The sequence below is a fragment of the Streptomyces sp. NPDC096311 genome (assembly GCF_044763085.1).
GTDB lineage: Bacteria > Actinomycetota > Actinomycetes > Streptomycetales > Streptomycetaceae > Streptomyces.
In genome coordinates, this window is record NZ_JBIWFN010000020.1 from 89,513 (window position 1) to 108,446 (window position 18,934).

At 68.5% G+C, this 18,934-nt stretch carries 17 protein-coding genes, 1 tRNA gene and 1 pseudogene; 4 read left to right on the forward strand and 15 right to left on the reverse strand.

Translation table 11 applies throughout. From position 1 onward, the window contains the following. Nucleotides 1-37 precede the first annotated feature (37 nt). The 7 genes from rho to ACIRA5_RS39810 all read right to left on the reverse strand — a co-directional run bounded on the left by rho (nucleotide 38) and on the right by ACIRA5_RS39810 (nucleotide 9,844). Nucleotides 38-2,092, reverse strand: a complete 2,055-nt coding sequence (rho, locus tag ACIRA5_RS39780; protein WP_403699379.1) for a transcription termination factor Rho — start codon at nucleotides 2,090-2,092, stop codon at nucleotides 38-40. A 388-nt stretch (nucleotides 2,093-2,480) separates the two neighbouring features. Further along, a complete protein-coding gene (thrB, locus tag ACIRA5_RS39785) occupies nucleotides 2,481-3,410 on the reverse strand; it encodes a homoserine kinase (RefSeq protein WP_054233236.1) in 930 nt (309 codons plus the stop codon). Between the two features lie 428 nt (nucleotides 3,411-3,838). Next, entirely contained in the window at nucleotides 3,839-4,897 is a 1,059-nt protein-coding gene (gene thrC, locus ACIRA5_RS39790; protein WP_067368991.1) for a threonine synthase, read from the reverse strand. A gap of 6 nt (nucleotides 4,898-4,903) precedes the next feature. Beyond that, entirely contained in the window at nucleotides 4,904-6,202 is a 1,299-nt protein-coding gene (locus ACIRA5_RS39795) for a homoserine dehydrogenase (protein WP_352052755.1), read from the reverse strand. A gap of 240 nt (nucleotides 6,203-6,442) precedes the next feature. Next, the gene (lysA, locus tag ACIRA5_RS39800) at nucleotides 6,443-7,834 is read right to left on the reverse strand and encodes a diaminopimelate decarboxylase (RefSeq protein WP_403699382.1); all 1,392 of its coding nucleotides are present in this window, start codon (nucleotides 7,832-7,834) and stop codon (nucleotides 6,443-6,445) included. Between the two features lie 17 nt (nucleotides 7,835-7,851). Continuing rightward, nucleotides 7,852-8,997: an ArgS-related anticodon-binding protein NrtL gene (gene nrtL / locus ACIRA5_RS39805; RefSeq protein WP_403699384.1), complete on the reverse strand. Its 1,146-nt coding sequence runs from the start codon at nucleotides 8,995-8,997 to the stop codon at nucleotides 7,852-7,854. 379 nt (nucleotides 8,998-9,376) lie between these two features. Next, nucleotides 9,377-9,844 (reverse strand): response regulator, encoded by a 468-nt coding sequence (locus ACIRA5_RS39810; protein ID WP_403699644.1) that lies wholly within the window; start codon nucleotides 9,842-9,844, stop codon nucleotides 9,377-9,379. A 233-nt stretch (nucleotides 9,845-10,077) separates the two neighbouring features. Between ACIRA5_RS39810 and ACIRA5_RS39815 the strand changes: the two genes are divergently transcribed. Beyond that, a tRNA-Arg gene (locus ACIRA5_RS39815) sits at nucleotides 10,078-10,149 on the forward strand. A 275-nt stretch (nucleotides 10,150-10,424) separates the two neighbouring features. Here ACIRA5_RS39815 and ACIRA5_RS39820 read toward each other — a convergent pair. The 7 genes from ACIRA5_RS39820 to ACIRA5_RS39850 all read right to left on the reverse strand — a co-directional run bounded on the left by ACIRA5_RS39820 (nucleotide 10,425) and on the right by ACIRA5_RS39850 (nucleotide 16,091). After that, a complete protein-coding gene (locus ACIRA5_RS39820; RefSeq protein WP_355436547.1) occupies nucleotides 10,425-10,760 on the reverse strand; it encodes a hypothetical protein in 336 nt (111 codons plus the stop codon). A 129-nt stretch (nucleotides 10,761-10,889) separates the two neighbouring features. Further along, entirely contained in the window at nucleotides 10,890-12,272 is a 1,383-nt protein-coding gene (locus tag ACIRA5_RS39825) for a tyrosine-type recombinase/integrase (protein ID WP_403699386.1), read from the reverse strand. Beyond that, the gene (locus ACIRA5_RS39830; protein WP_266941302.1) at nucleotides 12,269-12,481 is read right to left on the reverse strand and encodes an AlpA family transcriptional regulator; all 213 of its coding nucleotides are present in this window, start codon (nucleotides 12,479-12,481) and stop codon (nucleotides 12,269-12,271) included. The genes ACIRA5_RS39825 and ACIRA5_RS39830 overlap by 4 nt, the downstream gene beginning before the upstream one ends. Beyond that, nucleotides 12,471-13,841: a replication initiator gene (locus tag ACIRA5_RS39835; protein ID WP_403699388.1), complete on the reverse strand. Its 1,371-nt coding sequence runs from the start codon at nucleotides 13,839-13,841 to the stop codon at nucleotides 12,471-12,473. Before ACIRA5_RS39835 ends, ACIRA5_RS39830 begins: the two co-directional genes overlap by 11 nt. A gap of 379 nt (nucleotides 13,842-14,220) precedes the next feature. Further along, nucleotides 14,221-14,415 carry a hypothetical protein gene (locus ACIRA5_RS39840; protein WP_351701390.1) on the reverse strand — a complete coding sequence of 65 codons (195 nt, stop codon included), beginning with the start codon at nucleotides 14,413-14,415 and terminating at the stop codon, nucleotides 14,221-14,223. Nucleotides 14,416-14,427: 12 nt separating this feature from the next. Then, a complete protein-coding gene (locus ACIRA5_RS39845; RefSeq protein ID WP_403699390.1) occupies nucleotides 14,428-15,747 on the reverse strand; it encodes an FtsK/SpoIIIE domain-containing protein in 1,320 nt (439 codons plus the stop codon). After that, entirely contained in the window at nucleotides 15,744-16,091 is a 348-nt protein-coding gene (locus ACIRA5_RS39850; RefSeq protein WP_266941297.1) for a hypothetical protein, read from the reverse strand. Before ACIRA5_RS39850 ends, ACIRA5_RS39845 begins: the two co-directional genes overlap by 4 nt. 181 nt (nucleotides 16,092-16,272) lie before the next feature. Here ACIRA5_RS39850 and ACIRA5_RS39855 point away from each other — a divergent pair, with 181 nt between their 5' ends. From ACIRA5_RS39855 to ACIRA5_RS39865, 3 genes and pseudogenes are all read left to right on the forward strand, one after another. Beyond that, nucleotides 16,273-17,013, forward strand: a complete 741-nt coding sequence (locus ACIRA5_RS39855) for a GntR family transcriptional regulator (protein ID WP_403699392.1) — start codon at nucleotides 16,273-16,275, stop codon at nucleotides 17,011-17,013. 303 nt (nucleotides 17,014-17,316) lie between these two features. Further along, a complete protein-coding gene (locus ACIRA5_RS39860; RefSeq protein WP_403699394.1) occupies nucleotides 17,317-17,673 on the forward strand; it encodes a hypothetical protein in 357 nt (118 codons plus the stop codon). A 100-nt stretch (nucleotides 17,674-17,773) separates the two neighbouring features. After that, nucleotides 17,774-18,091: pseudogene (locus ACIRA5_RS39865) on the forward strand (transposase); the annotation flags it as partial. A 282-nt stretch (nucleotides 18,092-18,373) separates the two neighbouring features. On the opposite strand, the gene ACIRA5_RS39870 reads toward ACIRA5_RS39865, so the two are convergent. After that, nucleotides 18,374-18,934, reverse strand: a 561-nt coding sequence (locus ACIRA5_RS39870; protein WP_403699396.1) for a tetratricopeptide repeat protein, incomplete at its 5' end; no start/stop codon positions are given.

Sequence of the window (18,934 nt, forward strand, 5' to 3'; positions counted from 1 at the left end):
CCGTCACCGGGAGCGGCCCTCAGCTGTGCGGATGTCGTCAGTCGTTGCCCGGCATCGGCGTCGTCTTCTGGATCTGCAGCAGGAACTCGGCGTTCGACTTCGTCTGCTTCATCTTGTCGAGCAGCAGCTCGATCGCCTGCTGCTGGTCGAGCGCGTGCAGCACGCGACGCAGCTTCCAGGTGATGGCGAGCTCGTCGCTGCCGAGCAGGATCTCTTCCTTACGGGTACCGGACGCGTCGACGTCCACCGCCGGGAAGATGCGCTTGTCGGCGAGCTTCCGGTCGAGCTTGAGTTCGGCGTTGCCGGTGCCCTTGAACTCCTCGAAGATCACCTCGTCCATGCGGGACCCGGTGTCGACGAGCGCGGTCGCGAGGATGGTCAGCGAACCGCCGTCCTCGATGTTGCGCGCGGCACCGAAGAAGCGCTTCGGCGGGTAGAGGGCCGTCGAGTCGACACCACCGGACAGGATGCGGCCGGAGGCCGGGGCGGCGAGGTTGTACGCACGGCCCAGACGCGTGATCGAGTCGAGCAGGACGACGACGTCGTGGCCCAGCTCCACGAGGCGCTTGGCACGCTCGATGGCGAGCTCGGCGACCGTGGTGTGGTCCTCGGCCGGGCGGTCGAAGGTCGAGGAGATGACCTCGCCCTTCACCGACCGCTGCATGTCGGTGACCTCTTCCGGACGCTCGTCGACCAGGACGACCATCAGGTGGCACTCGGGGTTGTTGTGTGTGATCGCGTTGGCGATCGCCTGCATGATCATGGTCTTGCCGGTCTTCGGCGGGGCCACGATCAGACCACGCTGGCCCTTGCCGATCGGCGCGACGAGGTCGATGATGCGGGTCGTCAGCACGCCCGGGTCCGTCTCCAGACGGAGGCGGTCCTGCGGGTAAAGGGGCGTCAGCTTGTTGAACTCCGGTCGCCCGCGCCCGGAGTCGGGGGCCATGCCGTTGGTCGAGTCCAGGCGCACCAGCGCGTTGAACTTCTCGCGGCGCTCGCCGTCCTTGGGCTGACGGACCGCGCCCGTGACGTGGTCACCCTTGCGCAGGCCGTTCTTGCGGACCTGGGCGAGGGAGACGTACACGTCGTTCGGGCCCGGCAGGTAGCCGGACGTACGGATGAACGCGTAGTTGTCGAGGATGTCCAGGATGCCCGCGACGGGGATCAGGACGTCGTCGTCGGCGAGCTGCGGCTCGTTGGCGGCGAACTCGTCGCGGCCACGACGGCCCCGACGGTCGCGGTAGCGCCCGCGACGGCCGCGGCGGCCGCCCTCGAAGTCGTCGTCGTCCTGCGGGCCGTTGTCACGCTGCTGGCGGTCCTGGCGGTCCTGACGGCCGCCGCCCTGCTGCTGACGGTCCTGCCGGTCCTGGCGCTGCTGGCCGGCGCCGCCCTGGCCCTGGCCCTGCCCCTGGCCCTGCTGCTCGTCGCCCTTGCCACCGCGGCGGTCACGGTCACGGCCGCCCCGCTCGCGGTCGCCACGCTCGCCGCGGTCACGGCGGTCCCGGCGGCCCTGCCGACCGTCGACGCCGTCACCGGCATCGGTCCTGGTCTCGGCGGGGGCCTCGACGACGGCGGCCTTCGGCTCGCTCTTCGCCTCGGCGGTGACCGTCTCGGGGCTGCCGGCCTCGGCCACGGCACGGCGACGGCGGCGCTCACCCGCGGGGGCGTCGTCGCTGGCCGGCTGGCCGGGGATCTCGATCTGCTGCTGGGCCACGGCCTTCTCGGCCGCGGGCTTCTCGGCGGCCTTCTTCTCGGCGGCCGGAGCAGCGTCGTCGCCGGTACGGGCCTTGGAGGTGGCCCGGCGCTTCGGCTTGGTCTCGGTGGCGGCCTCGGCGGTCTTCGCCGGGGCACCCCCGCCCGCCTGCGCCTCCTTGATGACCTCGATCAGCTGGCTCTTGCGCATCCGCGCGGTGCCCCTGATACCGAGGCCGGACGCGACCTGCTGCAGCTCGGCCAGCACCATGCCCTCGAGGCCGGTACCGCGGCGCCGCCGGGAGCCGGCACCGGAGGCAGGCGCGGCAGAGGCGTCCGTGGCGGGCGCGGCAGCGGTCTCCTCGACACGTGCGCCCATCAGATCGGTGGTGTCGCTCACGAAGGGTCCTTCCCTGGAGCGGACGTCGGCCTGTCTGGCTCGGCGACCGGTTGTGCTGTCCGGCATTGGTCCTTGCTGTGTGGACCGTGCCGGGGCGGTGGTCCGCCAAAGAGGCGGAAGACATATCTGGTGATGACGATTCCGGAGCCGTGGCACTGAATTGCGGTGTCATCGGCACGGTCACGCCGGTTCCGGAGCGTGCTCAGCACTGCTCAGCGCATAGCACCCAATGCATGGCACAAAGCAGTTTGGGAGGCTCCCGGAAGAATGGTTGTCCCGGACGGGGACACGAAGCACCTCGCCATGGTGGGGTCGGGTGCAGACTTGAGGTTAACACTACCGGATCCAACAAACATTCCCCCTCTCCAAATCCGGCAACCGCGCGCTGTCAATGGACGCCCGCCGGGGCGAGCGGCAGGACGCACGCCCCCGCCTCGTCGAGGTCCAGCCGATTGGCGGCCCAGCCCTGACCTGCGAGATGAGCGACCTTGTCGGCGGATTCCTCGTCGGCCAGCGCGAGGACAGTGGGGCCCGCGCCGGAGATCACCGCGGGGATGCCGTCGGCCCGCAGCCGCTCCACCAGCGCCGCGCTCTCCGGCATGGCCGGGGCGCGGTACTCCTGGTGCAGCCGGTCCTCGGTGGCGGGCAGCAGCAGCTCGGGGCGCCGGCTGAGGGCCTCGACGAGCAGTGCGGCCCGGCCCGCGTTGGCGGCGGCGTCGACGTGCGGAACGGTGCGCGGCAGCAGACCACGCGCGGTCTCGGTGAGAACCGGTTTTCCGGGAACGAAAACCACCGGAACGATGGAATCGGCGGGGTCCATCCTGATCGCCCGCGCGGCTCCGGCCTCCATCCAGGAGAGCGTGAATCCACCCAGCAGACATGCCGCGACATTGTCGGGATGGCCCTCGATCTCGGTGGCGAGTTCAAGAAGCGCGGTGTCGTCGAGTTTGCTGTCGCCGCCTATGGTCACGGCGCGCGCGGCGACGATTCCGGCGCAGATGGCGGCCGAGGAGGAGCCGAGACCCCGTCCGTGCGGAATGCGATTGGCGCAGACGATCTCGAGGCCGCGCGGTTGTCCGCCCAGCAGATCGAAGGCGGTGCGCAGGGAGCGTACGAGGAGGTGGTTCTCGTCGCGGGGCAGCGTCTCGCTGCCCTCACCTGCGATGTCGATGTGCAGCCCGGAGTCGGCCACCCGGACGACCACATCGTCGTACAGCCCCAGTGACAGGCCGAAGGCGTCGAAGCCCGGCCCGAGGTTGGCGCTGGTGGCGGGGACGCGCACCCGGACGGCGGCGGCGCGGAACGCTGGACCGGCCATCGCTCGATGACTCTCCTTGAGCTGCGTGATGTACGAGATTTTCGATGTGCTGCGAGAGGAACTGAGTGTTTCGGATGAACTCTGATGAACTGCGAGAGGGACTGCGATACGTACGGAAGACCCGGAGACCGCAGTGACTGTCCTGACTGCACTGACGGCGCGGCACCGCGGCATATGCGGCGGGCGGGTTCGGTACAGCCTATCGAAGGAAGGTTCTGTGGCGACATAGGGCGCACAGGAGGCGCACGATGCGTGTCGTAAGCCCCCCGTGCACCCCCTGTCGGGTTGCGGTAGGGGTGACCTTGGCGGCGGCCGGATTTCGCCAACTTCTGGCGAAATTCGCCCGCCGCTGATGGCCTCTGACAGGCCCCGACGGCTTTTGGCGGATGTGCGCCAGGCGGCTTTACGCCAGTCCGAGCCGCTCCGCTTTACGCCAGTCCGAGCCGCTCCGCCGCCGCGGCCGCGTCCACAGGAACGGTAACCGGCTGCGGGGCGCCCGCAACGGCCCAATCCGGATCCTTGAGCCCGTTTCCAGTGACCGTGCAGACGATCCGCTGGCCGGGGTCGACCTTGCCCTGCTCGGCGGCCTTCAGCAGACCGGCGACCGACGCGGCGGACGCGGGCTCGACGAAAACACCCTCCTGCGCGGCCAACAGCCGGTAGGCGCGCAGGATCTCACGGTCCGTCACCTCGTCGATGAAGCCGCCGGACTCGTCCCGCGCGGCCAGCGCGAACTTCCACGAGGCCGGGTTGCCGATGCGGATCGCCGTGGCGATCGTCGACGGGTCCTTGACGACCTCGCCGCGCACGATGGGCGCGGAACCGGAGGCCTGGAAGCCCCACATGCGCGGGGTGTGCCCGGCGATGCCGTCGGCGGCGTACTCCGTGTAGCCCTTCCAGTACGCGGTGATGTTGCCCGCGTTGCCCACCGGCAGGACGTGGATGTCGGGCGCGTCGCCGAGCATGTCCACGATCTCGAAGGCGGCGGTCTTCTGCCCCTCGATGCGCACCGGGTTGACCGAATTGACCAGCGCCACCGGGTAGTTGTCGGACAGCGAGCGCGCGAGCGTCAGGCAGTCGTCGAAGTTGCCGTCGACCTGGAGGATCTTCGCCCCGTGCACGAGGGCCTGACCCATCTTGCCGATGGCGATCTTGCCCTGCGGGACGAGCACGGCACACACCATGCCCGCACGCACGGCGTACGCGGCGGCGGAGGCGGACGTATTGCCGGTGGAGGCGCAGATGACAGCCTTCGCGCCCTCCTCCTTGGCCCGGGTGATGGCCATGGTCATACCGCGGTCCTTGAAGGACCCGGTCGGATTGGCGCCCTCCACCTTCAGGTGGACCTCGCAGCCCGTGCGCTCGGAGAGCACCTGCGCGGGCACGAGCGGCGTACCGCCCTCACGGAGCGTCACGACCGGCGTGCTGTCGGACACCGGAAGCCGGTCCCGGTACTCCTCGATGATTCCGCGCCACTGGTGGGTCATTGCTGGTTACTCTCCTTCAACCCGCATGATGCTGGCGACACCCCGCACGGTGTCGAGGCTGCGCAGCGCCTGCACGGTCCCGTTCAGGGACGCGTCGGACGCTCGATGGGTGACGACGACGAGAGAGGCCTCGCCGCCTCCGTCTTGTCGTCCTTGCTGGCGCACCGTATCGATCGATACGCCGTGCTCGGCGAAAACGGTGGCCACCTGGGCGAGAACACCAGGTTTGTCCGCCACGTCGAGGCTGATGTGGTAGCGCGTCACGACCTCGCCCATGGGCGAGACGGGCAACTGGGTGTACGCGGAGTCGCCGGGCCCGGTCGCACCGCTGAGCTTGTTGCGGCAGACGGCGACGAGGTCACCGAGCACGGCGGAAGCGGTCGGGGCGCCGCCGGCGCCCGGCCCGTAGAACATGAGCTGCCCGGCGGCATCCGACTCGACGAACACCGCGTTGTACGCGCCGCGCACGGAGGCGAGGGGGTGGCTCAGCGGAATCATCGCCGGATGCACACGCGCCGTCACCGATCCCCCATCCGCCGCCCGCTCACAGATGGCGAGCAGCTTGATGGTGCAGCCCATCTCCTTCGCCGAGGCGAAGTCGGCGGCGGTGACCTCGGTCATGCCCTCGCGGTACACGTCGTCGAGGCGCACACGCGTGTGGAAGGCGATTCCGGCGAGGATGGCGGCCTTGGCGGCCGCGTCGAACGCCTCGACGTCGGCGGTCGGGTCGGCTTCGGCGTACCCGAGCGCGGTGGCCTCGTCGAGGGCTTCCTGATAGCCGGCCCCGGTGGAGTCCATCTTGTCGAGGATGAAGTTCGTCGTCCCGTTGACGATCCCCATCACGCGGTTGATCTTGTCACCGGCGAGGGACTCGCGCAGCGGCCGGATCAGCGGGATGGCGCCGGCGACGGCGGCCTCGTAGTAGAGGTCCCGGTTGTTCGCCTCCGCCGCCGCGTGCAGGGCTGCCCCGTCCTGGGCGAGGAGCGCCTTGTTGGCGGAGACGACGGAGGCGCCGTGCTCGAAGGCGGTGGTGATGAGGGAGCGGGCGGGCTCGATACCGCCGATGACCTCGACGACGACGTCGATGTCCCCGCGTTTGACGAGGGCGGTGGCGTCGGTGGTGACGAGTTCGGGATCGATGCCCTCGCGCACCTTGGAGGGCCGGCGGACGGCCACGCCCGCCAGCTCGACGGGGGCCCCGATCCTGGCCGCAAGGTCGTCGGCGTGCGTCGTCATGATGCGCGCCACCTCTGAGCCGACAACCCCACAGCCCAGCAGCGCCACCTTCAGCGGACGCGTACGCATCATCCGACCTCGTTTCCTCATACCGTCTACGGTTGGACCAGTCTCACTCACCGGACGGGAGTTTCTATCCCTGGTCCGGATCGTGAGACATCTATTTCATTTTTCCGACAGTCGGCGACAGGAGATCTTCCACCTGCGCCGACCGTCCCTTCCGACCTCGCCCAGCCGGTCGTCCCGGCCTCGACCACCCGGTCGTCCCGACCTCGACCAGCCTCGGTCATTCCTCCCTCGACCGGCCGGTCATCCCACGTCGAGACGCAGGAGGTCCTCCTCCGTCTCCCGGCGCACGATCACCCGTGCCTCACCGTCGCGCACGGCGACGACCGGCGGGCGCAGGGCGTGGTTGTAGTTGCTGGCCATGGACCGGCAGTAGGCACCCGTGGCGGGTACGGCGATGAGATCGCCGGGGGCCAGGTCGGAGGGCAGGAAGGCGTCCTTGACCACGATGTCGCCACTCTCGCAGTGCTTGCCGACGACACGGACGAGCATGGGCTCGGCGTCGGACGTACGCGAGACGAGGGCGACGCTGTACTCGGCGTCGTACAGCGCGGTCCGGATGTTGTCGGACATGCCCCCGTCGACGGAGACGTACGTCCGCAGCCCTTCGAGCGGCTTGATGGTGCCGACCTCGTAGAGCGTGAAGGCGGTGGGCCCGACGATGGCCCGCCCCGGCTCCACCGAGATCCGAGGCGTCCGCAGCTTCGCGGCCTCGCACTCCCGCGTGACGATCTCGCCCAGCGCCTTCGCGATCTCGTGCGGCTCGCGGGGATCGTCGTCACTCGTGTACGCGATGCCGAGACCACCACCGAGGTCGATCTCGGGCAGCTCGACCCCGTGCTCGTCACGAACGGCGGCCAGCAGCGACACCACCCGCCGGGCGGCGACCTCGAACCCGGCCATGTCGAAGATCTGCGAACCGATGTGCGAATGGATGCCCACGAGCTCGAGCCCGTCGAGCGCGAGCGCCCGCCGCACCGCCTCCGCGGCCTGCCCGTCGGCCAGCGCGATCCCGAACTTCTGGTCCTCGTGGGCGGTGGCGATGAACTCGTGGGTGTGCGCCTCGACCCCTACGGTCACGCGGATCTGCACCCGCTGCCGCTTGCCGAGGGACTGCGCGATGTGGGCGACGCGGACGATCTCCTGGAAGGAGTCGAGAACGATCCGCCCGACCCCGCTCACGATGGCGGTGGTGATCTCTTCCTCGGACTTGTTGTTCCCGTGGAAGGCGATGCGGTCGGCGGGCATCCCGGCGGAGAGGGCGGTGGCGAGCTCACCGCCGGAGCACACGTCGAGGTTGAGCCCCTCCTCGTGCAGCCACCGCACGACGGCGCGCGAGAGGAAGGCCTTCCCGGCGTAGAAGACATCGGCGTCGTGCCCGAAGGCGGTCCGCCAGGCACGGGCACGATCGCGGAAGTCGGCCTCGTCGATGAAGTAGGCGGGGGTGCCGAACTCCTCGGCGAGCCGGGTGACTTCCATCCCACCGACACGGAGGACGCCGTCGTCCGTACGGCTGACGGTGTGCGCCCAGACCTTGGGGTCGAGGGCGTTGAGGTCGGCGGGCGGGGCGCTGTAGTGGCTCTCGGTGAGGACATCGGCGTGACGGGGCCCGGCGGGGTGTGCGGAACGGCTCATTTTTCTCTCACAGACGGTCACAGATAGTCAGGGGCGCTGATACCGAGCAGGGACAGGCCGCCGGCCAGCACCGTCCCGGCGGCTTCGGCGAGCGCGAGCCGGGCGCGGTGGGCGGCCGAGGGTTTCTCGTCGCCGAGCGGCAGCACGGTGTGCTGGAAGGCGAGGAGGGCGTCGGCGGTGGTGACGAGGTGCCGGGCGAGCCGGTCGGGCGCGCGGTGCAGGGCCGCCTGCGTCAGCACGGCCGGATACCCGGCGAGCGTCCCGACGAGCTCGTCGCCGCCGGGTACGTCTTCGGGTACGTCACCGGGGTCGCCGGTGCAGCCGAGCGCGGCGGCGTTACGGGTGAGGGCCCGGGTGCGGGCGTGGGCATACCGGACCCGGAAGAGGGGGTTGCTCTCCCGCTGAAGCAGGTGATCGGCGCTGATCCGCGGCCGATCGTGGGACGCGGGGTGCAGCAGGGCCCACCGCGCGGCGTCGGGGCCGAGGGGGGTGGGGTCTTCGGGGGCGGGGGTGGGGCGGAGGGTTGTGATCTGGGGGTGGGGATGGTGGGGACGCGGGCGGCGGGGACGCGAGGGATCGGCCTGCGGCGCGTTGATGTGTGGGGGCTCGGCACCCGCTGACTTGGCCTGCGAGAGGTCGGTGCCTGCGGGCTCGGCACGCGAGAGGTCGGGGGCCGCCGACTCGGCACGCGAGGGATGGATGTGGTGCACCTCCGCACGGCCGCCCTGGGTGGCTACGATCCGTACGAGCGTGTCGGCGACGACTTCGGCTCGGATGTCGTACGGGACCCGGAGCGGGACGATCTGCCCGGCGAGGACGTCGCCGTGCCCATAGGCGTCACGTCGGCGCTGGATCTCCCGTACGAGAGAGGCGCCCGCGCCACCCCCCAGCCGAATGTTGAGGAACCCCGGCCCGGTGATCGCGACGTCGGCGACACCTTCGCTGCGGGTGAGGTGGGGCCGCAGGATCTCCGCGACCTGCCGTGCCGGCCGCCCGGCGGGCCGCGCCAACTGCAACGCGATGTTCGTGGCGTAGTCCCCACACCCGCCCGGCCCCGGCGGCGTCACCACCGCCCGCACCGGCACGACCACACTCAGCTCACCCTCGTCCACGGCACGACGCACCGCGCGCAGCACGGTGCGGGAGAGCTCGACGGGGGTCACGGGACAAGCGTAGGGGAGGAGGGGGGTGGGTAGGCGACTCTGTTTAGCAAGGGTCCGGGATGTGGACGGAGTACGGAGGGCAAGGTGTTCTCACTGGCGAGGGGGAATGACCGTCCACGTCGTCGAGTGTCGACCGTGGTGTCGGAGTACCGGGAACGACGTGGACGGGGTAGGGGGTACGACAACCCGGACGGAGTGCGGGGACACCGGCGAAGTAGGGCCCTAGCCGCACGACGACCGCATCCGGGCGACGACCCCTCCCCCTCTCACGCAACACCAATCGCCCATCACGGATCACCGATCACCGGCACACGGGCGGGCACGTGCCCGCAGGGCAGACCACCGTCGGCTCCTCACCCCTCAGCGGCGCGGCGCCCGCTCAATGACCGGCGCGCTGGGCCTCCTCGGCCCCGAGCTCCTCGGCGCCCAGCTCATCGGGCCCGAACGCCTCCCCGCCAAAAGCACCGCCACCACCGGCCCCGCTCCCGCTCCCCCGCCGCTCCATCAACTCCCGTACGAGTCGCACGAGTTCGGCAGGTTCAAAGGGCTTGGCAAGGAAGGCGTCAACGCCGACGTCCAGTCCGCTCTCGACCTCGTACTGCGTACAGGCACTGACGATGGCGAGGGGAAGATTCCGGGTCCGGGGGTCGGCACGCAGCCGGGCGGCGGTACGCAACCCGTCGAGCCGAGGCATGACCACATCCAGGGTCACCACATCGGGCCGCACGTGATGCACGACGTCCAGGCATTCGGCACCGTCGGCCGCGGTCACGACCTCGATGCCCTCCAGCTCGAGGTTGACCCTGATCAGCTGCCGGATGACCTTGTTGTCGTCCACAACAAGCACCCGACCGGACGCGCCTGGCACAACTCGAGAGTAGGTCCGAGCCCACCGCGCCGTCCGGGTTTTCCCCACTTCCACCCCCGTGCGGGGGTCCCGACCACCCCAAGGACGCCCCTCGCGGACGCCTCCACTCCCCCTCCCCCGAACACCGCCCCGCCCCCACATAAACCCATGCCAGCCCCCCACGAAAGAGCTGGTAGGGTTCTACCCGTCGCCGCGAACACCGCGCCCGACACGCCCCCGTAGCTCAGGGGATAGAGCAACGGCCTCCGGAGCCGTGTGCGCAGGTTCGAATCCTGCCGGGGGCACCTTGTATGAGGTGCCCAAAGACCCCGCCATCAGCGGTTTCGCTGAGAACGGGGTCTTCGCGTATGCGCAGGCACATGCCGCCGAAAGCAGCCGTTTGCCAGTGATCACGTAATGGCGACGTAATGATCTTGATGGGCTTCGCGGCAGGTGAGAAGGCGATCAGCGAGGTTCTGAGCGTAGCCGTGTGGACCACCTGTGGACAGGCCGGAGCCCCGGACCGCTCGCAGCTCGCGGCTCGGCCTTCGATCGATCATGTCGGAGACGTCATTCGAGATCAGATCGACGAGTTGTTGATCTGATCACGGGTCAGTCGCACCGGCTCACCGGTGGCGTTGTCAAACCGGCGCCTCACAAGGATGCTGAACCCGAGATCATGCAGAGCCATCTCGGCGACGTTGGTGTTCGCCGGGTCCCGACCCTTCAGCGCATTCCGCACGAGCACGAGTGCGGGAACGTTCTTCCCGCCGACCACCGCAAGCACGTCGTAGTTCTCGTCTTCGGGCGTATGCAGGGCAGCGACAGCGACGTCCGCGAGTGTAAGGACGGCTTCGCTAGCGTCCTTCAGGCGAACACGGGTCTCTGTAGGCGTACTAATGGGCTCGGGTGCCATGGTGTCTCCTCAATCGGACCTGGCCGGATCGTTCTCCGGCCGTACAGCCCAGGAGGGTACTCACCGCGGCAGGCCGAAGCCCCGGACCGCTGTCAGTCCGGGGCTCCCGTATCTGATCAGGTCGTTGTGTCAGTCCGCTGAGTCCTCCCGGAGCCCCTGCATGATCCGGTCGTTCATCTCCTGTTCCTGGCCGTCGATGCACTTGGCGTAAATCTTCAGCAGGACGTCCACCGAGTGGCCGGCGCGAGCAGCGACCTCTGGCGCAGGCACTCCGGAGTTGAGCCACTGGGAGACGCCCGCGTGACGTAGGTCGTACGGCCGGAAGGCCAGGACCGAGGCCGCCTGATCCGGGACGAGCGCCAGTTCACGAGCCTGCTTCCACGCCCGCGAGTACGACGAGGCAGCGATCACGTTGCCCCGCTCACTGGAGAACAGGCGCCCGTCCTCCGCCGTGCCGAACTCCTCCAGGTGCTCGCGGAGCAGCCGCACCAACGGGGGCGGAATCGGCACGATGCGCACCTCGCCTTGTGCCCGCTGCTTCAGGCCACGCCGATCATGCGCTTCCCCGGAATCCGTCCACGCCTTCCCAGCCGTAGGACGGGTCTCCGTCAGCTCGATACGCCCCCAGCCGGAAGCCGGAAGTGTGCAGTCGGAGCGGCGGAGTCCCAGCGCCTCCCCCGGCCGCATGGCCGCGTAGTACAGGCACCCGAAGAACGCCCGCAGTCGCCGACCGCTCGCACGGTCGTAGCCACCCACGTAGGTGAGCGCGGTCAGCAGCTCCCGAGCCTGCCGAGGGTTGACGACCACCCGACGGTCCACCTCCTGCACAGCCCGCTTGCCCCGTTTACGTCGCACCCGGCTCATCGGGTTGGACGTGAGGTACTCCAACTCGACTGCGAATTCCAGCGCGTTGAAGACCACCGCCCGCCGACGCCGGTACGTCTGGGTGGCCGCAAGCTTACCGTCCAGCCTCCGCCCCAACCCGTCGATCAACCCATGAACACGGGCGATCTCCTGCAACTCCCCCACTGGAAGAGAGGCCTTGTCGATCCACCGTACGGCCGCCGCGATCTCGTCCGGTCGCTCCCGCTCTCTGCGGTTGACCGGCAGGACATACGAGCGCAGCGCCCGCCGCAGCACCTCAGGAACGGGCCGCCCCCGCCCCGGTTTGACGAGGAGAGGAACGACCGTCGCCAGAGCATCGGTCATGCTGTCGCGTTGCTTCGCGGACGCTTCGGCCCAGCGCGCTTCCACGTACTTCCGCGCCAGGTCGAGGAACGACAACGCCGCCTTTCCCCCGCGAAGCGAGTCGGGTAGACCGGTGACGGTGTCGAACGGTTCGCCCTTGTCGGCGGCGCGAAGGAGCTTGGCCCGGAAGCGGTCCGCGAGCGCCTTCGTCTTGTGCGACTCGTGGAACGGCTCGCCGTCAACGGACCAGCGGACGAGGTACGTCGGCTTCTTCGCGGAACGGTTGATGCTCAGCTTCCAGATGACGACCTTGTACGACTTCATGAGGCCACCCCCTCCGCCCGTTCCTCCAACCAGTCGTTGAGCACGTCACGCCGGACTCGCAGCTCACCGTTCGGTAGCCGTATGCAGGCGGGGGCGATGCGGAGCTCCCGCCAGCGGTAGAAGGTGCGTCGGGAGATGCCGCCCAGTTCGTCGAGCACCTGCCGCACGGTGAGGAGCTCGGCCGGCTTCGCACGGGTGTCACGCGCCATGGGAAGCACCGCCCTCCCGCACCGAGGCAGCCAGGAGCGCCGCCTCCGGCGAGTAGCCGCGCCCGGCGTAGCGCCACTGACCGACCGTGAAGACTGGCCGCGGGCCGATGCCGAGGGCCGTTCGCTGCTCCACCGCACGATGTTCTGCGCGGGCCCGCCGGAGTGCGGTCAGGGTGGTGGAGTAGCGACGCGATTTGCTGGAGAAGTGGCCGCCGTAGCCGAGCATGTGCGCCCAGCGCCGCAAGCCGAGCGGTTCGAAGTCAGGCAAACCTCCGAGCCACCAGCACGTACCGATCATGCGAAGCACGTGAGGGCGTACGGGCAACAGGACCAGGTCCCGCGCCCTGTGAATACGGCCGTCTACCGCGCCGGCGGTCTCGGCTCCCTTCGTCGCGTACTTGGCGATGTAACCGGCTACGGCCGCCGAGGTCAGCCGCTCCCCCGTTCCGAAGGCGGAGATAGGACGTACGTCGATCTGCTCGCCGAATCGCAGCGCACGCGCCCCGACGACCTCCCGACCGGGAGCGTTGAGACTCACGTTCTCGACTGCACTGTGCGCAGCATCCGACAGCAGAGCAGTCGTCGCCCAGCCGGGCGGAGTCGAGGCCGGCCCCTCCGGTCCATCGAGGCGGATGACGGCATGGAAGTGGACCAGCCCGCGACGCTGATATTCGGCGACTTTGGCGTACGACAGCCGAACCCTCTCGGCGAACTCACCCCGTGAGAGCCCGACCCTCCTGGCGATCTCACGGCGCAGTTCCAGAGCGAAGCGGTGCCAGAGTCGGCCGGAGTGTGCTTGCCAGAGCACGGCTCCGGCGTAGTCGTAGCAGCGAGGACAGAGCGGTTCACCGAGCCGCGGGTCGTCGTCCGTGTGCCGTGCGTGGCAACCGGCAGGCGAGCCGTGCGGGCAGGTGGCCCCCGCCTTACGGGGTCGGCATGCTCGTACCCGGCCGTCGCGTTCGCGGCGGGTATGAACAGGACCGAAGCCGGGAGCGGTGAGGGTGGCGAACACCCGAGGGTGCTCGCCGACCTCCTCTCCCACGTTCTTGCCGCCGATAAGTCCGGCACGGATCAGTTGGTACGTGTCCGACTGATAGACGCGGGCGCAGGTCGGGCAGACCGTTGCCCTGCGGTTGCCGCATGCGGTGAGCAGCCGACCGCCGTAGACATCCGAGCCGTACGAGAGCAGGGCCTCCCCGGTCGACGAGTCGACGACCGTCGCGTTGCCGACGAGGTGAATCGGATTCGTGCAGCCGCCAAGGCGGACGATCTGACGCCGCCAGGCCGCGAACTCCGGTTCCGCAGCCCTGGCGATCAGCGCAGAGACACCCTTCGGGAGGGTGGCAGCAGGCGAGGTCACTGACAACCACCGCCGCCGAACGCCTGCCACATGACGGCGGAGATCCCTTGAGGACGCGTCTTGGCACTGAATCGAAGTGTCGGATCGGTGAGCCAGACAGCGGCAGCGTGCGCCGGGCAGAGCCAGCGTTCGAAGCCGTCGAGTCCGACGAGAACAACCTGTTCCCGGCCGACGCAGGTCGGCTGCTCCCTGTCCCTCAGCTCGCACTCGGGCGGAGGAGATTTGCGCGAACGATGCGCGGTGGACAAAGTGAGGGTGCTCCTTTCACTGCTCACGTGGCGGATGGAGTGGGTTCCTGACGGGGTCGGGTTTGGCGACTTCGCGCCCCGTCGGGAGCCCGTCGTACGGGCCTTGTCCAGCTCGGGTCGTACGGGATGGATCAGAATCGGAGTTCTCCGAGAAAGGCGCCCACTCCGTCGAGAACCGTTGCCACGACGGGCGCGGCAATCGTTCGGGCGAGCAGGAATCCGAAGGCTCCGCAGAGCAGCAGGTCGGCCCAGCGCAGGTAGCGGATGCGCAGCAGGAACCAGATCAGCAGGCCCAGCAGCAGCACCGCGGAGGCGGACACGAGCACGGTGGTCCCCTTTCACTTCGCGTCCAGCAGTTCGGGAAGGTGCGGGGTCAGGTGCGCGAACTCAGCCGCGATGGCTTCCGCCTCCGCTTCGGTCACGAGGTGGGAGCGAGCACGTTCCCAGCCGTCGCCGGAGGCCAGTACCGCGGTACCGGCTTGTTCCGGTGTGATGGCTTGCGCTGCCTTGAGCGCATCCGGGTTGAGGTCCCCGAGAGCCATCGCCGCCGTGCCGGGATCGGCAACGCGGTGGCAGACCCGGCCGCCGAGTTGGGCACGTAGGGCCGTGACGCCCGGCCCCAGGTCGGAGCCGACTCGCTGGCCGGCGACGACGAGGAAGACTCCGAGTGCCGCGCCGAGTTGAGCAAGCCGGATCAGCGCCGTACCGGCCGCCTGTGCTTCGTCTTTCTCGTTCCGACTCGCGACGAGGAACAACTCAGCGATCTCGTCGACGATGACGACTACCGGGACCGGTCGATCCTGCTCCGGCAGACCCCAGATGTTCCGGACACGCGCCGCACGGCAGACGGTCATGCGGTCGAGAGTGAGATCAACTAGTGCAGCCAGGAGTTTGACTGCCTGCTCACGGTTGGTCGCGAGCGCCGACAACCGCGGCTCATAGAGCGACAGCTCCATACCGCCCTTGCAATCGACGCCGACCAGGGCGACAGGTTGCGGAGCCAGGCCCGCCACGAGCGCATTGATCAGAGTGGACTTCCCGGAGCGAGTGGCCCCGACGATCAGCCAGTGCGGCACACGCCGCAGATCAATCACCCACGCAGCACCGGTCTCCAGCGCACCAACAGCAACGCGGAGGAGATGAGCAGGCCCACGCTGCTTCGGTATACGAGGGAAGGCCAGCGGGTCGGTGACCGAGGCCGTGATCCGAACGGTTCCCGGCTTTCGGGGGGTGACGCGGACCGCGTGCACCTCCCAGTTTTCCGCCATGGCGGGCGCAGCCTTGACGAAGTGCTCCGGCACCTGGCCCGGGAGAAGGCGCACCAGCAGCCAGAAGCCCTCGCTAGTGGGCCGTATGAGCCCGAACCGGGGCACCAACGGCTGAGGAGGCGGAGCACCCTTGCCAACGAGCCCGGACACCACCGTCAGGGCAGGACGACGGCTCACGGCCAGGCCGCACCCGGCCATCAGCGGCCGCCACGTACGGATGACACGGCAGCATGCGACCGGGAACCCAAGTAAGAGCCACCAGGTCACGGGGTAGCGGCAGCGCAGGGCCGGGCCTACAAGAAACAGGCCCGACACCAGCACTGCGGCCACCACCAGGAACCAGCTCGGCAAGGTCGTCCCGGCCGAGGTGGTGGAGGCCAGGATCGTCACTGCCCGGCCCCCTTCCCGGCCGGAGCCGGAGCGTTCAGGGGCCGAATCTCCGTCGCGCGGAAGGCGATTCCATGCCGCCCCTCGTTCTCCCACGGCGTGGCGACCAAGTCCCTTACGGCCACCGGCATACCGAGCTGCACGCCGCTGGGCTCACCCGGCACGTTCACGGTCACGACGTCAGCCGATGCGCCCGCCATCAGGCACAAGCCGACTTGGTACACGGTCTTGCCCGTGTCCCGGTCCACGCGGAGCTGACCGGTCTCACGGTTGGCGACCCGCGGAGCAGGGGGAACGGCACAGATGATCCCCGTGAACTTCGCGGTGTCGATCGGAAGGCTTGCCACTTGTCTGGACTCCTCATCCCTTGCGTCCGAAGGCCAATCCTTCGGGCTGCTTTACAACCCGTAGTACGGGTGCAGACTCCAGACTGCGACCCGTAGTACGGGTTGTCAACCGCCCTGCGATGGGGGACGCTGTCCAAGAAGTTGGGCAAGCTGCCCAGAAACACGGCCACGGAGGGCCTGCATGCCGCCACAGAACACGCAGCCGAAGTACCGGCAGATCGCCGACTACCTGCGCGAAGGCATCCTGAACGGCACGTACCCCGCCGGCCAGCCGCTCCCTTCCGAGGAGTCATTGGCCAAGCAGTTCGGTGTGACGCGCCCCACGGTCCGTCAGGGCCTCACGGAGCTGCGGGCATCCGGTCTCGTCGAGGTCATCATGGGCCGAGGCACTTTCGCCCGCTCACCCCACAGCCGCCCTAGCCTCACCCGCCCCCGCGGCGTCCGCCGCACCCCGGACGGAGGCTACGTAGACGCCGACGGCATCCGATGGGCCAACGCGGAACCGCCCGTAGCCACGCGCACGGACGCCCCGCTCGCGCTCGCTGACCTGCTGCGCATCCCGCCGGGCGAGCCGATGTTCACCTACGACGCGCTGCAGACCGCCGACAACGGCCGCCTCCGCCAACTCCACCGCACCTACGTGCCGTTCTCCGTACTGGTCGACACCAAGTACGAAGAGGAAGCGCCCCCGCCGGCCCCTGACCTCTACGCGGCGCTCGCCGACCTGGGCCACGAACTCCACTTCACGGAATACATCCGCACGCGCATGCCACTCCCGGACCAAGCCCAGGCCCTCCGGCTTCCCGAAGGCGTCCCTCTGCTCCACATCATCCGCGTGACGCTGACCGCGGCAGAGAAGCCCCTCGCCCTGGAGGAGTTCCACCTTCCCGGCGACGACCTGGAACTGTCCTTCAGGCTGTAACAGACGGCCCTGTGCAACAGACGGCCCAGTTGGCTCAGACTTTCTCTACTGCTTCAAGGCGGCTCGCTCCGCTCCCCGCGCGCGGCCCGGCCCCCGGCCGGGCTGCGCTCCTGTCTCCGCCCCGCTCCAGCCCGGCCGGTGCCCGTGCCGCGCGCACAGCAATCAGCCACTTGCCGTCGGAGAAGGGGTGCGTCGTGGCTGGGGCGGTCGGCTCCACGGCTTTAGACACCTCACGTTGCTATGCCGTCAAGCGGCTCGGGTCTCGCTCTCGAACAGCGGCGAGCGCGCGGATACCCTTGCCGCATGACCGGATCGACCTCTGTCCAGGGCTCTTTGCCAACGTGGGACCAGGTAGTCGCGTTGCGGGACTTCATCCACGGACGGACATACGCGGCCGCGGCGCCCACGATCCGGATCAACGGAGAGCCGCCGCACGCGCCGGGATCTGATCTGGCCCGCGTGGCGGAGGTCAACCAGAGCCTCTACCAAGTCACGTCTCACCTGTGCAGTCGGCTGTATGCCGAACTCGGGACAGGCCATCCCGGCCCCGTCGCCGAGGCGTCGTGGGAGGCCCTGATCTCGATCAGCGCGGCTTGGCGCGAGGACCCAGAGCTGCCGGAAGGAATGAGGGAACTGCTGCCGGTCAAGCCGCCTCGGTGACGGTGAGTCCGGGCGGTGCTGCAGGAAACGCGGACTCCTCATCGAAGAGTTCACGCTTCTGAAGGCAGTGGTATAGCTGGCCGATCATGCGGTTGAGACCGCCTACGTTGACGCCGGCCACCTTGCCTCAGCCGCCGGACTGGTCCCCGTTCCCCGCGATTCCGGCCGCCGCACCGGCAACCTGCACCGCCCTAAGCGCTACAGCCGCCGCCTACGCAGAGTCTTCTACCTCTCCGCGCAGACCAGCATCATCCACGACGGCCCCAACCGGGAGTACTACCTCAAGAAACGTGGCGAGGGCTGCAAACACGTCCAGGCCATCATCGCCCTCGCACGACGCCGCACCAGTGTGCTGTGGGCTCTTCTACGCGACGACCGGGCCTTCACCCCCACCCCGCCCATCACGCAGACGGCTTGACTCAGCCCAAGGCCACAAAGTCAGCAGCGTGGCTGAGGCCGACGGGGCCGCAGCGAGACACACGCGCACCTGATCGGTCGGCGTGCCCGCCGTCGTGGCTGACTTTCGTCGGCTGAGGCACAGACGACCTACGGGACGAGGCGCCGCCCTCACTTGCGAAGGGCGGCCACAGCCTTGACTCGGTCATTGAAACTCCAGCCCAAAGCCGTTCCGCCGACCTTGAATTCGGCCTGCGAGTGACGCTAAAGATTATGAGATGAGGTCTACGAGATATCGCTTGTTTCACTCATGAACCTGCCCCGACTCGGCTTGCTTCACCTTCTTGTATACGCGGGCCACCTCTTCCGACGCGCCCGCCTTTTTATAGGCATCAGCCGAGAGTAGCCAAACTTCACTTACCTTCACGATGTCGACATCGGCTGCACCAAGAGTTTCCGCCAGTTCGCCTAGCGCCTCTCCGGCAGAGGTATAGTCGCCGAGTTCTTTGAAAATTGATACTGCTCGCCAACCAGCAGATATGGCCGCATCGTAACGAAACAAGCCTCTAAGAGCGAGCCCGGTTCCATTCCACGCGGCGGCTTGACTGTCTTTGTTGTTGATTTGTTCGGCGAGGGTGCGCGCGGTGTCATAAGCGGTGAGAGCCTCATCATAACGGTGCAGTCTCTCCAGCGCGCTACCGGTATTGCTCCAGGCTACGGCTTGACCGTCTTTATCGTTGGTCAGCTCGACGAGAGCACGCGCGGTGCCATAAGCGGTGAGAGCCTCATCATAACGGTGCAGTCTCTCCAGCGCGCTACCGGTATTGCTCCAGGCTACGGCTTGACCGTCTTTATCGTTGGTCAG

What these genes read in the sequence shown, in the direction of transcription:
- lysA (WP_403699382.1), bottom strand. Translation starts at nt 7,834, where the DNA reads ATGAGCCGTTCCGCACACCCCGCCGGGCCCCGTCACGCCGATGTCCTC.
- ACIRA5_RS39860 (WP_403699394.1), top strand. Translation starts at nt 17,317, where the DNA reads ATGACCGGATCGACCTCTGTCCAGGGCTCTTTGCCAACGTGGGACCAG.
- ACIRA5_RS39825 (WP_403699386.1), bottom strand. Translation starts at nt 12,272, where the DNA reads ATGAAGTCGTACAAGGTCGTCATCTGGAAGCTGAGCATCAACCGTTCC.
- ACIRA5_RS39795 (WP_352052755.1), bottom strand. Translation starts at nt 6,202, where the DNA reads ATGCGTACGCGTCCGCTGAAGGTGGCGCTGCTGGGCTGTGGGGTTGTC.
- thrC (WP_067368991.1), bottom strand. Translation starts at nt 4,897, where the DNA reads ATGACCCACCAGTGGCGCGGAATCATCGAGGAGTACCGGGACCGGCTT.
- ACIRA5_RS39820 (WP_355436547.1), bottom strand. Translation starts at nt 10,760, where the DNA reads ATGGCACCCGAGCCCATTAGTACGCCTACAGAGACCCGTGTTCGCCTG.
- ACIRA5_RS39830 (WP_266941302.1), bottom strand. Translation starts at nt 12,481, where the DNA reads ATGGCGCGTGACACCCGTGCGAAGCCGGCCGAGCTCCTCACCGTGCGG.
- ACIRA5_RS39855 (WP_403699392.1), top strand. Translation starts at nt 16,273, where the DNA reads ATGCCGCCACAGAACACGCAGCCGAAGTACCGGCAGATCGCCGACTAC.
- thrB (WP_054233236.1), bottom strand. Translation starts at nt 3,410, where the DNA reads ATGGCCGGTCCAGCGTTCCGCGCCGCCGCCGTCCGGGTGCGCGTCCCC.